Genomic DNA, 15,340 nt, shown 5'->3' on the forward strand with positions numbered 1-15,340 from the left:
AAAAAAATAAAGTGAGGTGCAAGATGAAATTTTGCAAATGAATAATAGAAAAAAATAACCATTTTATTGAATTAAATCGCATCTCATTTTTAATTTTATGACATTGAGGAGCAATTTGATATATTTACAACGGTTATTTTAAAAACATTGTAAGCTATTTATTTTTAGCAGGTTGTATTTTAATTTTTCTTTTTAAAATCGGTAATTTAACACAAATTAACAAAGTTATTAACTTCTTAAAAAACTCACCATTAAATATTGTTATTGGTTCATTAGGAACTGGAAAAACCGCTTTTCTAGTATACGCATCAAAATTACTAAAAAAGAAAAAATATCATATCGTATCAACATTTCCATTACTAGAAACTCAAAAATTAAGTTTAGGGCATATGGGATTATTAGACTTTGATTATCCGGTATTGCCAGACAAAACCTTACTTTTGTGAGATGAAACCAATTTATTTTTAGAAGGAACTGACTGAGAAAAAAATAATACCAAAAACGAAGAAACCGGTATCCAAGAATATTTCGCTCTGGCACGGCATTTTGGTCATATTGTGCTTGCTAGCGGTCAAAGAGATAAACATATTTGAGTTAAAGTTCGTGATATTGCCAATAATGTGATTGTGGGAATTCGTAAAAAACCCGTTAATATTTTTCGTCCCTACTTAAAAGTCATCTATGGCACCTTTACTAGCATTGAAGAATATGAACGCTGAAGAAACACCTTAATTGATGCTAAAAATAGTAAAAGGGGTCGTCGCATTAAATATCGTGATATTCCTGAACTTGATATTTATTTTTTTAAACTAAAAATTCCTTTACCAATACTTAACACTTACAATTCTTTTTACCTAGCATTTTTAAGAGATTACTTAAATTCAAAAGTAAATCCTGATTATGAAGATAAATACTATACTGATACGGCAATTGATTTAGAAGACTTAGAATACTTAAAAATGGATAAATTTAGCAAATTTTTAAGAAAAATGAAAGAAAAGGAACAATAAAAAATGGAAAATCTCGCAAAAATGGCCGACTTTCTTGCCCAAATGCTTTATAAAGTTTTTGATTTAATTTGAAGTCTTGAAGTGCCGGGAACAAAAATTCAACTAATATTTCCCTTGTTCTTAACGCTGGCTGTAGAATTTCTTATGGCAATTATTCTTGGATTTGGTATTCAACAAGTTAATTTAGAAAAACAACGCCAATATGCGGTTAAAAATAAAGGGCGGTTAAGTGCGTGAGGAAAAGCTAAAAAACAAATAAAACCAATAAAAACAAAACAAGGTAACTAACAATGTTTAAACTAATTATTATTTTTATCTTAATAACTGTTCTTGGGTTATTAGCTGGTAGTCATTTTGAAACTTTAACGAACTATATTAGCGAAGGGCTTGCCAATTTCCAAAAGTTTATTACGAGCAATTTAACAATTTTAGAACTATTTAAACCAATGGCACGAACATTTTCGCAACATCCAATCTTTACTATTCTTGGTGTTACTTGTGTACTTATTGCCTTATTTATTGTGATTAAAGGACGATAAAAAATATGAAAGAAGAATTAAAATGAAAAAACTTTTAGTAAAATTATTTAAAAAAGATAATTCAAAAGAAAAAACGCCGTTAAAATTAAGAATTAAAAATTCTTTTAAAAAACAGTGGTTAAAAATAGTGTTAAGTATCATTTTTATCTTTATAAGCTTATTAATTTGTGCATTAACAGCAATCGATACTAAATGAATAACTGGAACAAGTGACGAATTTAATAATTTTATGAATGAAGAAATGGTTAAATTCTTTGGCAAGTTCAATAGTGGTATTATGCTGGCAGGAATATTTGTTTTTTGATGAGGCGCAGCAATATACTTTGCAATTAAATTTGAAAAATTAATCCGCTTTATTATTCAAAAAATTAAAGCAAAAAGAGCCTTGAAAAATGAAATCAAACAAACTCATTAATTTTTTAAAAAAATATTGATGAATAATACTTAATTACATTATATTCATATCTTTAAGTATAGTTTTATTATTACATACAGATATTGAAAATTTGCAACAATTTATTAAAAATTTTGGAGCAATTGGTAAGTTAATGATTATAGGTTATTCATTAGTATGAGTAACCATAACAGAAATAGTAAACTGCTTAATTCGTTTTATATTAAAAAAGATTAAAGCTAAAAGAATAATGAAAAATAAAATATTTTAAAAAGGAGTGATAAAAATATTTATGAAAATATTTACCGTGTTAATTATTAGTTTCAATAACATTTTTACCATTCCACAAAACATTAATAATGACAAATCAACAGCACAATCACTAATTAGAAGTAAAAGGCAAAATAATGAATCATACGAATTAAACTTAAAAAAATCAAAATTAACACTTAAATCATCAAAAGATGACAACAGCAAGTGAAATCAAAAATGAGAAACAAAAGTTAATGTAGAAAATGAATTTATGCCCAAAAACTTGCCTCCACGAACGAAACTTAATGATTGAGAATTTTATGTTGACAAAAATGACAAGATTACACTGCCAATATTAAAATCATTAGAATATGATTTAAATTGAGAAAAAAACAGTGAACCAAGATATTGAGAAAATAAAGATTTTTTATCATATCAAAATAAAAAATTAAAAAACCTGAATTGTAAATATAAATGGGACAGTTTTTTAAAACCTGAATTGTAAATATAAATGGGACAGTTTTTTAAAATAATTGTATTAAATCTATTGGTCTTTTATAAGATAATGATTTTCTGGGTGTAGAATTAATTTGAAATGCTATAGAATTTAAGTCTTTTTGTTTATATGAAGATAAATCAGTAGATTTTGGTAAATATCTTCTTAAAATACCATTATTGTTCTCATTTAAACCTCTTTGACAAGGTTTGCCGGCATCTGCAAAATAAATTTTAACATTACAATTTTTTTCAATTAATTTTCATTTACTAAATTCTTTACCACGATCAAAAGTAATAGTTTTAATTGTTCCTGGTATTAATTTTGAAATAAATTTTATTATACTTTGTGTAATACTTTCTGCTTTATGATTTTTAGTTTTCAAAGGAATTGTGGTTTTTGATCATATATCAGCTAAAGTAATAATAGAACTTTTATGATCTTTACCAACGATAGTATCTCCCTCTAAATGGCCAAATTCTTGTATATTTTTAATATTTGGAATGATTAAATTTCTTTCATGAATAGATTTACAATTATTAATTCTGCCCCTAGTTTCTTTTTGTTTATGAGGTTTATTTTTGCCTTTTCTCAATAAATTTTTTTCATCAAAACCCATTCGATTTGTTTTAAACATGTTATATAAAGTTTTTGTTGAAATATTTTTTATTTTATTTTTCTTTAAAAAATCAGCAATTATATCAAGAGCATAATTTTTAGTAATTAACAAATGATTGATAGTATTAATTTCTGTTAAAGTTAAAATTATTAATTTTCTACCTGCATTTTGTTTATTTTTTTGAACTTGATTCAATATTTCTAATGGTAATAAGTTTTGATTTAATAATTTACAAACTCTGTGTACAGTTGATTTACTATAATCAATTGCTTTTGCTATTTTACGAATAGAAAATCCATAACTTTTATATTCTTTTATTGCTATTATTGATTCAATAGTCAGATACTTATACATTGTGCTAATTCCTTTCTTTTCTTAATTATAGAATTAACACAATTTGTTTTTTATATAAGTGTCCTTTTTAATTTTACATTTCAGGAAATAATTGTATTAAATCTATTGGTCTTTTATAAGATAATGATTTTCTGGGTGTAGAATTAATTTGAAATGCTATAGAATTTAAGTCTTTTTGTTTATATGAAGATAAATCAGTAGATTTTGGTAAATATCTTCTTAAAATACCATTATTGTTCTCATTTAAACCTCTTTGACAAGGTTTGCCGGCATCTGCAAAATAAATTTTAACATTACAATTTTTTTCAATTAATTTTCATTTACTAAATTCTTTACCACGATCAAAAGTAATAGTTTTAATTGTTCCTGGTATTAATTTTGAAATAAATTTTATTATACTTTGTGTAATACTTTCTGCTTTATGATTTTTAGTTTTCAAAGGAATTGTGGTTTTTGATCATATATCAGCTAAAGTAATAATAGAACTTTTATGATCTTTACCAACGATAGTATCTCCCTCTAAATGGCCAAATTCTTGTATATTTTTAATATTTGGAATGATTAAATTTCTTTCATGAATAGATTTACAATTATTAATTCTGCCCCTAGTTTCTTTTTGTTTATGAGGTTTATTTTTGCCTTTTCTCAATAAATTTTTTTCATCAAAACCCATTCGATTTGTTTTAAACATGTTATATAAAGTTTTTGTTGAAATATTTTTTATTTTATTTTTCTTTAAAAAATCAGCAATTATATCAAGAGCATAATTTTTAGTAATTAACAAATGATTGATAGTATTAATTTCTGTTAAAGTTAAAATTATTAATTTTCTACCTGCATTTTGTTTATTTTTTTGAACTTGATTCAATATTTCTAATGGTAATAAGTTTTGATTTAATAATTTACAAACTCTGTGTACAGTTGATTTACTATAATCAATTGCTTTTGCTATTTTACGAATAGAAAATCCATAACTTTTATATTCTTTTATTGCTATTATTGATTCAATAGTCAGATACTTATACATTGTGCTAATTCCTTTCTTTTCTTAATTATAGAATTAACACAATTTGTTTTTTATATAAGTGTCCTTTTTAATTTTACATTTCAGGAAACATAAAAATGAAAGTACAAGAATGAGATAAAAATGAAAGATATGCCAAATGAAAAATATTAGAATTTAACGCACAATCAGAAATTAAACCCTCGACTGATATTGATTTACCAGAAAAAACCACCAAATTTGATGGCAACCATAACTATAACGATGTTGTTGATAATCTTGATTACTTAATGATTCACCGTGGTGATTTTGATAAATTTAATTACTCGTATCTCTATTGAACGCCCGTATTTAATTTCATTGACACCCTAGAAAAAGGTTATTACAAAGAATTTACGATTAAAAATCACGGCTTTAAAGAGGAGAGTTATTTTTATCATAAAACTTCTAGTGATAAAAATGTAGTAAATGAAAATGTTTTGAAAATTAAGGCATTTAACAAAACTCTAATTGCTGGAAATAAGTATTTACAATTGCTACACGGTGAAAATGAAATCTGAAAATATGGCACTACGAATTCTAACGATTATTACCTAATTAAATATCTTTTTGGTACCTTAAATTACCTCAATGTTAGATTTAGTTTTCTACGCTATGACCCCGATTTAAAAAATGATATTTACCTTTATTTTAAAAACAACATTCCTAGTATTAACAATAGCGATTACAAAAATATTTTTAACGAAATCTATGAAATTCTTGGCAATTTCTTTGCTAGTTTATTTTATGTGACTTTTGATATGGACGAAAAAACTCATACCGAAATTGATTTTAAGGGTGTAGAAAACTATAAGAAGGATTACTTTATTCAAATCGGTTTCTTTTATCGTTCATTAATTACCTTTTATCCCAAAAAATACTTAGTAAATATTATAGGAAACTCAGAATTATTACTAAGAAGTTATTTCTTTACTTTTGACAAAAAAATGCACCAAGATAATTACAATGCTATTAACAACACCAATGGCATTTATCAAATTAATTTTAATGTCCTTAAATCTTATGATAATAAACTCATTGCCTTGCCAACCAACAAAACCGCTAACAGTATTAATTATCTAAATACCGATATTGATATTCGTTATGGTATTAACATTTTTACCTTAACTTTTCCACTTTATCACAAAGAGAATATCTCCAACTACAATTTTAAAATTTATGACTTTAATGTATTAAATTCAACAGCCTTTATCCCTGATGGCTCAAATAACAGTGAATGAGACGATTTAATTCCACCAGCAAATTGCAAATATTCTGGACGATGAATACCAACCTTTAATGATATTGGTTGTGCCATTCAAAATGCTAGTATCAAAATGATAAACTGAATACTCACAGCTTCACAAATCATCACGATTTTGCGACCGTTAGCAATTATTGCAAAAGCAACAGTTAACTTTTCAACCGCCATTTTTCCAGTTTTTAAAACGGTACCAGCTTTTTACTATACCTTTCAATTTTTAATCGGTTTTGCCATTTTTCTAATGATATTAAGAATTTTTGTATAATTATATATATATATATATATTGAAAAAACAAAATGAAGGAGTTAAATTTATGAAAATTTTAAATATAATAGCTCTTTTGGGGCTGACAACATTGCCAATAGTTGGGTGTTCTAAAAAAGAAAATAAACCAATATTACAAATTAAGAATGAGTCATACGAATTAAACTTAAAAAAATCAAAATTAACACTTAAATCATCAAAAGATGACAACAGCAAGTGAAATCAAAAATGAGAAATAAAAGTTAATGTAGAAAATGAATTTATGCCCAAAAACTTGCCTCCGCGAATGAAACTTAATGATTGAGAATTTTATGTTGATAAAAATGACAAGATTACACTACCAATATTAAAATCATTAGAATATGATTTAAATTGAGAAAAAAACAGTGAACCAAGATATTGAGAAAATAAAGATTTTTTATCATATCAAAATAAAAAATTAAAAAACATAAAAATGAAAATACAAGAATGAGATAAAAATGAAAGATATGCCAAATGAAAAATATTAGAATTTAAAACTGAATTTAAAAATAATTAAACTGTTAAAATCGCTACCCCAAAATGTAGCTTTATATGACGATACTGCTCTTAAACAATTTTTTCATTTTTTCTATTTTGACAAAATAAAAAAGCAGTATTTAAGTTTAAATACTGCTTTAGTAAAAATATTTTTAATCTTAATTTAAATTAGATAATTAACAAATATATTAAAATTAAAATTTGAAGTCAGGTTATTTCTGCATAACACATATAAGAAATATTTTAATTTTTTAATTAATAATGTTAAATTTTATTCTACTCCTAGTCAATCGCCTTCAGTGTTGGTTATAATGACAAAACCATCATTTTCATTATCTAATATTTCAAAATAACCATTTATTTGTTCGAAATGAAGTACTATTACTTTTACAAAAGTGTTGAAATCTTCATTTGTGACAATTCCGCCTCAACCAGAATGGTCATTTATAACAAATTTATTTTTAATAATTTTTATAATGTTTGCTGGTGAATTTTTATTTTGTTTGATTTCATTTCATGTGTTTTTGTTAATTTTAATTTTTAATTTATCATGGGCTAGAAATTTATATCATTTTTCAATGTTATCATAAACATTATGATGAATTGAAGTTGGCAACGCAATATCAGATGTTGCGTGATGATGAAAAGCAAAATATATTCATGTTCCTGCAATTGCTAATCCTCCAATTACTAAGGATAGACCTAGAGTTTCCGGAGCCAGAGCGGCAGCGGTACCAGTTTCTCCAGCTATAACTCCACCTTCAACTGCTGCTGTTTCGGCCATAGTAATTGTTTCTGCAGCGGCTAAGCTTTCTGTTGTGTTTGTTGATAAGAGCGGAGTCATTTCCATTGCTTCTGCATTTGTGACACTAGTAGCGGCGGTACCAGTGACAGTCATTTTTGTTCCATAAGCTGTTAATGCGCCCCCACTTAAAGCTGCTAATCCAGTATTTGTTAATTTTTCTTTAAAAGCTTTTTTATCGTTTTCCGGTAATGTTTGATAATAACGATTAATTTCATTTAATTTTTTTAATTTTTCTTCTTTTGAAAGCGTGTTGTATTTATTTATTGCCTTGGTAGCTATTATTTGTGCGTTGATAATATTTTTGTTTATTGATTTATTTACTACCGGGACATTTTGCTTGATTTTATTATTGTTTTTAATTAAGTTAATTTCTAAATTTTCATCATTTTTTAAACTTTTTTCTTCTGTTTTTTTATCTACAAAATGATATTCATCTTTTTGTAATGGGGTTGTTGTTGGTTCTGGTGCATTGATAATATTACCTTGATTAGCATCATCATCCTCATTATTGTTAGATAAAATAGTATGGTGTTGCGCGTGATCATCAACCGGTAATTTAATTGACTTTGTATCTGATTTTGGGGTTGTTGGTGGTAAATTATCTGGTCTTTTTGTTGTATCAACTACCGGGATATTTCCCTGATTGTCATTAATAGCAATAGGGTGGTTTGTTCGATTTTCTTCTGGTGTTAAAGCAAAATTATAATGATTGTGAATACCAGAGCCTTTTGTAAGTTCAACATAATATATCGCTATGTTATTATTATTTGAATTTTGATTAATTGGTTGATAAAAACCATTATTATTTACGCTAATATTAGCATTTAAAATATTACTCATTGCTATTATTTCTGGTGTCCCACCTCACGTTGAAGGTTGTCGCATTATTTCTAAGTAATTAGTATCAATATCATTATTATCTTGAATAAGACTTCTAAATGTTAATTCGCCATTGCGATTTGGAATTGTGTCTAAATTTGATTGTATATAATCAACAACGCGATTACGAAAGAAATTTATAACTAGATTATTTGCTGTTTGATCTTGATATCATAATTGATTTAGAATTCTATTATTTTCTAAATCATATTGTTGTAGTAATTTGTGGATATGTAATAAATATTTTAAATTTTCTTCACCAAATAATTGGATAAATCGATTTCTAAATTCTTCATTATTATTTCTCACTGGCAATAAGTAAGATGTTGATACCGACCAAAACAAACAACTATTATCCGCTGGAACATCATACAAATTATTTTGATTTGTTGTTTTAGTATTTTGATTTTGTGTGCCACTAGTTCCAGCTTGTTCACCAAAACTCACTCTTTTACTACTGCTACCTTGTGATTGACTTCCGCCAGAATTTGTATTAATGTTGCTATTAGATTTAGAAGATGAGTTTAAAAAACCAGGTTTAAATCCTCCAAAACCTGATTCATCTTTTTTCTGAGGTCCAGTTGTTTTACCTGATTTTTTAGCAATAGTAAATATAACTATTTTACCACCAGGTCAATTTTCATCATTTCAAGTAATAAGTGCAGTTGTTATATTAATATCTGTAATCTTAATTTTATTAATATCTAACCGTGGATTTAATTCTTTAACACGATTTAAAATTGTTTGTTCTTGATTATCTGATATTTCTCCTAAAGCGAATTGTGTAATAAAAGTTGATAATCAAGGAACAAATACTTTAGAACTAATTGTATTTGTTCCTAATAATTTTTTTAATTTATCTTTAATTAATTTGTTCTTTCACAGTATCATCTTGTGTTCTTCTGTCTAATCGGTCTTTTAATTTTTTAAATTCTTTTAAAAGATTTTCCACTTCTGTATAACCTTTGCGTGCTGCATAATATAAAGCAGTATTACCATTATTGTCTGTTATATTAACATCAGCACCATGAGCAAGTAATATTTTCACAAACTGAATTTGATTCTTCTGTGTTGCAAAATGTAAAGGTGTTCAATTGTTAACCTTTTTATTTGATTCATTAATATTAATTTTGTCTTTACTATTTTTATTTGTGATTAATTTAATAAAAATATTTATGTTGTTACTACTTAATGTAGTAATTAATGGTGTTAAATCAACCTTATAATCTTTTGCATTTACATCAGCACCATGATCAAGTAATATTGAAACAATGTTTAAATATTCTCTATCTATTGCAACATGTAAAGGTGTTAAACCATTGTTTTCTCTTGCATTTACATCAGTATCATAAGAAAGTAATAATTTTACTATATCAATATCACCATGAAATGTTGCAGTGTATAAAGCGGATGAATCATATTTGCCTTTTTCATCAACATTAGCACCATGAGAAAGTAATAATTTTACTATATCAATTTTATGGTTAGCTATCGCAACTTGTAAAAATGTTAGATCATTATTATTTACATTAATAAGTTCTGGTTTTTTTGTAATTATTAATTCAAACAAGTCTAAATTACCTTGTACAATTACTGACCTTATTAAATTATAATAATTATCCATTTTATTAATATTTATTACACTAGGAGTAAGATTATTATCTCATTGTTTTAGAAAATTAATTTCCTTTTCATTTGTTGTGAATAAATAATTAATATTTTTTAAAATATCAGTTTCTAAATTTATATATTCTTGATTATTAGAATTTTTAATTATACTCTCAATTTCAGGTTTAACATTTGTTTCTCAATTTTGACTTTGTATTGATGATTTTTTAAAGATTTTGTTTAGTTCTTCATTATTTTTACTTAAAAAATTTGAAAGAATAATTTGTTTATTTAATTTTTTAAAAATTTCTTTTCTTTTTTGTTCTAAATATTTACTAGATGCTGTTCATCCACCTATTAATTGTGGCTTATAATCTTTTCACTTAAGTGAATTAATTTTACTATTGAGTATTTCTTGAACATTTGTTGGAATATTTTTAAATTCAACTGGTTGGCCATTTTTTTCATAATTAAAATATTTAAGATAAGATCCAAAGCGCATCCCTTCACTGGTTACAAAAATCATGCGCACTAAATCATCTTTTATTGCTTGATTTTGTTTGTTATCGTTATCAAGAATTGCTAAATTTGCAATTGTCTTATTTAAATTTTCTTTAGTAATATTAATATTTACAGCATTTAAACTTTGTTCTGAATATGCCCCCGTATAGTTTAAATTAGTTTTTTGACAATTATATTTTTTAATTACTGCAGTATTTAAAGTTTTAATTTTTTGTTCATCAATTTTTAAGCTTTCACCTTGTAAATTTTTAAGTTTCTTATTTAATTTACCTAATTGATTTTTATTTGATGTTTCTTTAATTTGTTTTTCTAATATTTCGATATCTGCTTTATTTTTTTGTTTAACTTTTTCTACAAGTTCATCATCAAAATAAAAATATTGATTTTGATTATTAATAATTCCCAGTACATAAAAGTTATTTAAATTAATTACTAATTTTATATTTTTATTATCATTATTTTTTAATGTTAATATTAAAATTATTGTTTTATTTTCATTAAATTGAGATAATTCTAAAATTTTATCTAATTCCTTTATAATAATTTCAAGATTATCTTTACGGTCTTTTTTTCTTTTATCTGTTTCATAATAATCTGTCGTAACAATTCCTTCATTATTTATCATTCTTAACGGATCAATTTGGTTATTTTTCATAAATTCTTTTAACATTTTTTGAATATTTTCAGAATAATTTTCATCTAAAGTAATTTCTTTTTCAATAATATCAGTTTGAGCTTGCGGTGCTTGTCTTTTTTGGCGAGTTAATGTTTCTAGACTGTTTTTAATTTTATTGTTATTGTTATTAGGCTTATTGACAACTAATGGTCCGGCTGCATTACTGGTTATCAAAATTGTTCCTAGTAATTCTAAAAGTTTTTTCATACTAATCAAATTCCTTTCGTGAATTTTCGCTAACTAATAAATTTTTATAGTATTGCCCCTCTCCCTTAAATTTATAAAATTTAATTAATACAAATTAATTATAAATTATCAAATAAGAATTTTTATCATTTTCTCAGTTTATTGAATACTAAAATTTGTTAAAGTTACTATCAAGAAAGGTAATTTATTATGTTAAAAATTAATAATAATGTAAAAACCACAGAAAACAAGCATTGATTAAGTTTATTTACAACCCATAAAAATATGTATACCAATAAATGCGAACAATTAGCTAATGAATATGAAAAATTAGATGAATACTTATATAAATATCATTATCGCTTAAAACAAGGTTATAAAGTAGTTCATTTTGCAATAAGAACAATTATTACAATTTTTGGTGAAGTTATTTTTAAACGACGCCGATATAAATATTGAAATCAAAAATCAGGTAAATTTGAATATGTATGTTTATTAGATAAAGAAATTGGTCTATTACCTAAACAACGCATTTATTTTGATATCCAATTTAAAGTTTTAAGTCTTTTAGGTGATGGTAAACGCTATCGTGATGTTTTAGATGTTCTAAATCATTGTTATATTTCAAAAGCTAGTATTTCAAATATTTTAAATAAATATGATATTGCCGAATATTTTCAACTAGCAGAAAAAGAAACTAAAACTAGAATTGATGTCAAAAATAAGGACTTATATATTCAACTAGATGAGACATTTTTAGCGACATTAGATCAGAAAGTTAAACAAGACCAAAGAATTCGTTTAGTTACTTTTCATACAGGACATAAAGAAAAAAATTACAAAAATGCTCGTAGAGAGTTAGAAAATAAACGAGGTCATTTTCTAATGTTAAAAGTTGGTAAACGAATAAATACGATGGGTTATCGTGATTTATTAATTAGAGAATTACAAAAACATTATGTGAATATTAATTATGACAAAATAATTTTTTGTGGTGATGGTGCTACTTGAATTAGAGAAATTGCCAATAGTTTTGGTAATGTTAGATACATTTTAGATAGTTATCATGCTATTAAAAAATTAAAACAAACTGCATTTAATATTATTTTTGAAAATCGCAAAGTAACACTAAATAGCTGAATTAAATTATATAAGGATGGAAATCATCAAGAATTAATAAAAAACATTCGTAATATTGCTAAAAATGAATTAAATAAAGATATTAAAACAAATTTAAGAAAGGCGAGTAATTATTTCAGTAATAATAAACATGGTATTCATCATCAAAATTTAGAATGAAATATTGGTTGTAGCATTGAAAGTGATGTGTCACATTTGGTAAAACAACAATTAGGATATGGGGCAAAAATATATAATCATAAGAATTTAAATAACCTATTACATTTAAGAATGGCAAATTTAAACAAATTAAATGTATTACATTACATTAATGAAAATATTAATTCAGAAATAGAAATCAGAAAAGAAATATATAAAAGTTCATTATGAAATAAATATAATAATAAAAATGATGAAAAATTCAATAATATGATAAAATGGTAATGAATAAAAATGACAATAACAAGAAAGGTATGGTTAGTTTAGTAATTAAATAATATAATTAGCTGATTGTTTTACTTCTTCAAAGCAATACCTAAGAAAACTAAACGCGACCGTCAGATACTTATATATTGTGCTAATTCCTTTCTTTTCTTAATTATAGAATTAACACAATTTGTTTTTTATATAAGTGTCCTTTTTAATTTTACATTTCAGGTTAATAATTTCATAACATTTTATTAAGTAAAGAAGAAAAATATATATCAATTACATTAATAAATTTATTAAAAAGTTGTTTAAATTCAATGTTGTTAATGACATAATGATATTTTTCTTTAAGAATTTTTCCAATAATTGATTTTTGAAAATAAGAACTTTGATGATTAATTTGTTCTCATTTTAAATAATTAACTAGTTTAATATTATCAATAGTATATTGCTCGTTAACTTTTTTAGTTATTAGTTGCACATTTTTAGTTTTTAATGTTATTAGACTATCATCATTAGGATTATTACTAATACTAAAGTCACTAACTGTTAATTAATTTATTGCTTTCTGTAAAATCAGTGTTAGAAAAATTAAATTGCCAAATTGTAAAGTTAAGTGCAACTAAATTATTTTTCTAACCAAATATTCGATTGGCGAAAGATAATTTAGTATTTTTCTTGGTCTTTGGTTTAAAGACAATATAAATTTATGAACTGCATTTTTAGTAGTATTTGAAAAATTAAATTTTTTAGGAAATTTTTCTCTAATTAAACCATTAGTATTTTCATTAGTACCTCTTTGTCAAGGTGAATATGCATCAGCAAAATAAATTTTCACATTTAAATTTTTTTCAAGTTGTTGTCAATTAGCAAATTCTTTACCCCTATCAAATGTTATAGTCTTAACAAGATTATTTGGAAGAATTGATAAATAATGACTAATATTTTTGTTAATAACTTTAGTAGTTCTATTTTCAACTAATATTGCTAAAGTAAATCTTGATGTTCTTTCAACTAAAGTTATTAAACATGATTTACTTTTACCTCGTGATGATACTACAGTATCACCTGGATAGGCTACAATAAGTTGGACCATAATTATATAGACTTCAAAATTATTAAGAAAGAAGGAATATAAAAATGGGAAATAAAACCTCATACTCTGAAGAATTTAAAAAACAAATTGTAATGCTATACAAAAATGACAAAAGTGTTATTAATTTAGGGAAAGAATATAATTTACCAAAACCAACTATTTATAGTTGAATTAAAAATTATAATAATTCTGGGTCATTTAAAGCAAAAGATAATCGCACTGTCGAAGAAAATGAATTAATTTACTTGCGAAAAGAAAACCAACAATTACGAATGGAAAATGACATTTTAAAGCAAGCAGCACTGATAATCGGGAAAAAATAACAATAATTAATAACAACAAAAATAAATATTCAGTGAGGAAAATATGTAAGATTTTAGGTTTACTAAAATCAACATATTATTATCAAACTAATAAATGCACCAAGTTTGATGTTAATAATTATGAACAAGAAGTTATCAGTGCATTTAATAAAAGTCGCAAGATTTATGGTGCTCGTAAAATTAAAGCTGTTTTAATAAGAAAAAATATCATTTTATCACGACGAAAAATCCGATTCATTATGATCAAAAATAATTTGGTTTCTAAATACACCAAGTTAAAATATTGTAATCATAAAAAAACAGTTAATAATGACGAAATTAATAATGTTTTAAATCGTCAATTTAATGACAAAAAACCAAATGAAGTTGTTGTTAGTGATTTAACATATGTTCAAGTTGGCACTAAATGACATTATATTTGTTTATTAATTGACTTGTTTAATCGCGAAGTAATTGGCTATAGTGCTGGACCAAATAAAACTGCTGAATTAGTTCAACAAGCTTTTCACAAGATAACACGACCATTAAATAAAATAACTTTATTTCATACTGATCGTGGTAATGAGTTTAAAAATAAAATTATTGATGAAATTTTAATAACCTTTAAAATTAAAAGATCATTAAGCTCCAAAGGATGCCCATATGATAATGCTGTTGCTGAAGCAACTTACAAAACCTTTAAAACCGAATTTATTAACGGTAAAAAATTTGCAAACTTAACACAACTAAAATGCGAACTATTTGATTTTGTTAATTGATATAACAATATTCGAATTCATGGCAGTTTAAATTATTTAACTCCCGTTGAATTTAGAAAATACCAGTCTACATAAAAAGTGTCCTAAAAAGGGTTGTCAATCCAAGGGCAGTATTGTATATACGAATAAATATAGAAAACATAAATTTAGATAATTAGTGAAAATTTAATAAAATTAATAATTTT

The 15,340-nt window shown here is 24.7% G+C and carries 15 protein-coding genes; 9 read left to right on the forward strand and 6 right to left on the reverse strand.

Annotated features, from left to right (window positions below; genetic code table 4):
- The first annotated feature begins 23 nt into the window (after nucleotides 1–23).
- From AACK97_RS00645 to AACK97_RS00665, 5 genes are all read left to right on the forward strand, one after another.
- Nucleotides 24–1,010, forward strand: coding sequence for a hypothetical protein (locus AACK97_RS00645; RefSeq protein WP_338967938.1), 987 nt, complete (start codon nucleotides 24–26; stop codon nucleotides 1,008–1,010).
- Nucleotides 1,011–1,013: 3 nt separating this feature from the next.
- Nucleotides 1,014–1,298: a hypothetical protein gene (locus AACK97_RS00650; RefSeq protein ID WP_338967368.1), complete on the forward strand. Its 285-nt coding sequence runs from the start codon at nucleotides 1,014–1,016 to the stop codon at nucleotides 1,296–1,298.
- A 2-nt stretch (nucleotides 1,299–1,300) separates the two neighbouring features.
- A complete protein-coding gene (locus tag AACK97_RS00655; RefSeq protein WP_215826579.1) occupies nucleotides 1,301–1,549 on the forward strand; it encodes a hypothetical protein in 249 nt (82 codons plus the stop codon).
- Nucleotides 1,550–1,571: 22 nt separating this feature from the next.
- Nucleotides 1,572–1,964, forward strand: a complete 393-nt coding sequence (locus AACK97_RS00660) for a hypothetical protein (protein ID WP_338967370.1) — start codon at nucleotides 1,572–1,574, stop codon at nucleotides 1,962–1,964.
- A 271-nt stretch (nucleotides 1,965–2,235) separates the two neighbouring features.
- Nucleotides 2,236–2,700, forward strand: coding sequence for a hypothetical protein (locus AACK97_RS00665; protein ID WP_338967939.1), 465 nt, complete (start codon nucleotides 2,236–2,238; stop codon nucleotides 2,698–2,700).
- A 19-nt stretch (nucleotides 2,701–2,719) separates the two neighbouring features.
- On the opposite strand, the gene AACK97_RS00670 is transcribed toward AACK97_RS00665, so the two are convergent.
- Together AACK97_RS00670 and AACK97_RS00675 are read right to left on the reverse strand one after the other, a co-directional pair.
- Nucleotides 2,720–3,664 (reverse strand): IS30 family transposase, encoded by a 945-nt coding sequence (locus AACK97_RS00670; RefSeq protein ID WP_338966714.1) that lies wholly within the window; start codon nucleotides 3,662–3,664, stop codon nucleotides 2,720–2,722.
- 73 nt (nucleotides 3,665–3,737) lie between these two features.
- The gene (locus AACK97_RS00675) at nucleotides 3,738–4,691 is read right to left on the reverse strand and encodes an IS30 family transposase (protein ID WP_338967941.1); all 954 of its coding nucleotides are present in this window, start codon (nucleotides 4,689–4,691) and stop codon (nucleotides 3,738–3,740) included.
- Nucleotides 4,692–4,786: 95 nt separating this feature from the next.
- Between AACK97_RS00675 and AACK97_RS00680 the strand changes: the two genes are divergently transcribed.
- Both AACK97_RS00680 and AACK97_RS00685 read left to right on the forward strand, forming a co-directional pair.
- Entirely contained in the window at nucleotides 4,787–6,235 is a 1,449-nt protein-coding gene (locus AACK97_RS00680; RefSeq protein WP_338967942.1) for a hypothetical protein, read from the forward strand.
- A 49-nt stretch (nucleotides 6,236–6,284) separates the two neighbouring features.
- Complete coding sequence (locus AACK97_RS00685; protein WP_338967659.1) at nucleotides 6,285–6,773, forward strand: hypothetical protein; 489 nt, start codon at nucleotides 6,285–6,287, stop codon at nucleotides 6,771–6,773.
- A gap of 252 nt (nucleotides 6,774–7,025) precedes the next feature.
- On the opposite strand, the gene AACK97_RS00690 is transcribed toward AACK97_RS00685, so the two are convergent.
- Both AACK97_RS00690 and AACK97_RS00695 read right to left on the reverse strand, forming a co-directional pair.
- Nucleotides 7,026–9,329, reverse strand: a complete 2,304-nt coding sequence (locus tag AACK97_RS00690) for an OTU domain-containing protein (RefSeq protein ID WP_338967943.1) — start codon at nucleotides 9,327–9,329, stop codon at nucleotides 7,026–7,028.
- Nucleotides 9,301–11,451, reverse strand: a complete 2,151-nt coding sequence (locus tag AACK97_RS00695) for an ankyrin repeat domain-containing protein (RefSeq protein ID WP_338967944.1) — start codon at nucleotides 11,449–11,451, stop codon at nucleotides 9,301–9,303. The genes AACK97_RS00690 and AACK97_RS00695 overlap by 29 nt, the downstream gene beginning before the upstream one ends.
- Before the next feature lie 189 nt (nucleotides 11,452–11,640).
- On the opposite strand from AACK97_RS00695, the gene AACK97_RS00700 reads away from it, so the two are divergent.
- On the forward strand, nucleotides 11,641–12,993 hold the full coding sequence (locus AACK97_RS00700) for an Mbov_0401 family ICE element transposase-like protein (protein WP_338967945.1): 1,353 nt from the start codon (nucleotides 11,641–11,643) through the stop codon (nucleotides 12,991–12,993).
- A gap of 214 nt (nucleotides 12,994–13,207) precedes the next feature.
- Here the strand turns inward: AACK97_RS00700 and AACK97_RS00705 are convergent, their stop codons facing one another.
- Both AACK97_RS00705 and AACK97_RS00710 read right to left on the reverse strand, forming a co-directional pair.
- Complete coding sequence (locus AACK97_RS00705) at nucleotides 13,208–13,459, reverse strand: hypothetical protein (RefSeq protein ID WP_338967947.1); 252 nt, start codon at nucleotides 13,457–13,459, stop codon at nucleotides 13,208–13,210.
- 141 nt (nucleotides 13,460–13,600) lie between these two features.
- Nucleotides 13,601–14,074: an IS30 family transposase gene (locus AACK97_RS00710; protein ID WP_338967948.1), complete on the reverse strand. Its 474-nt coding sequence runs from the start codon at nucleotides 14,072–14,074 to the stop codon at nucleotides 13,601–13,603.
- A 44-nt stretch (nucleotides 14,075–14,118) separates the two neighbouring features.
- Between AACK97_RS00710 and AACK97_RS00715 the strand changes: the two genes are divergently transcribed.
- Nucleotides 14,119–15,230 (forward strand): IS3 family transposase gene (locus AACK97_RS00715; protein WP_338966745.1). Its coding sequence is split into 2 segments (ribosomal slippage): nucleotides 14,119–14,362 and nucleotides 14,362–15,230, totalling 1,113 coding nucleotides; the frame shifts between segments, so codons are not numbered across the junction.
- Nucleotides 15,231–15,340: the final 110 nt, after the last annotated feature.

This window comes from Spiroplasma endosymbiont of Lonchoptera lutea, from assembly GCF_964019715.1.
Lineage (GTDB): Bacteria > Bacillota_I > Bacilli_A > Mycoplasmatales > Nriv7 > Nriv7.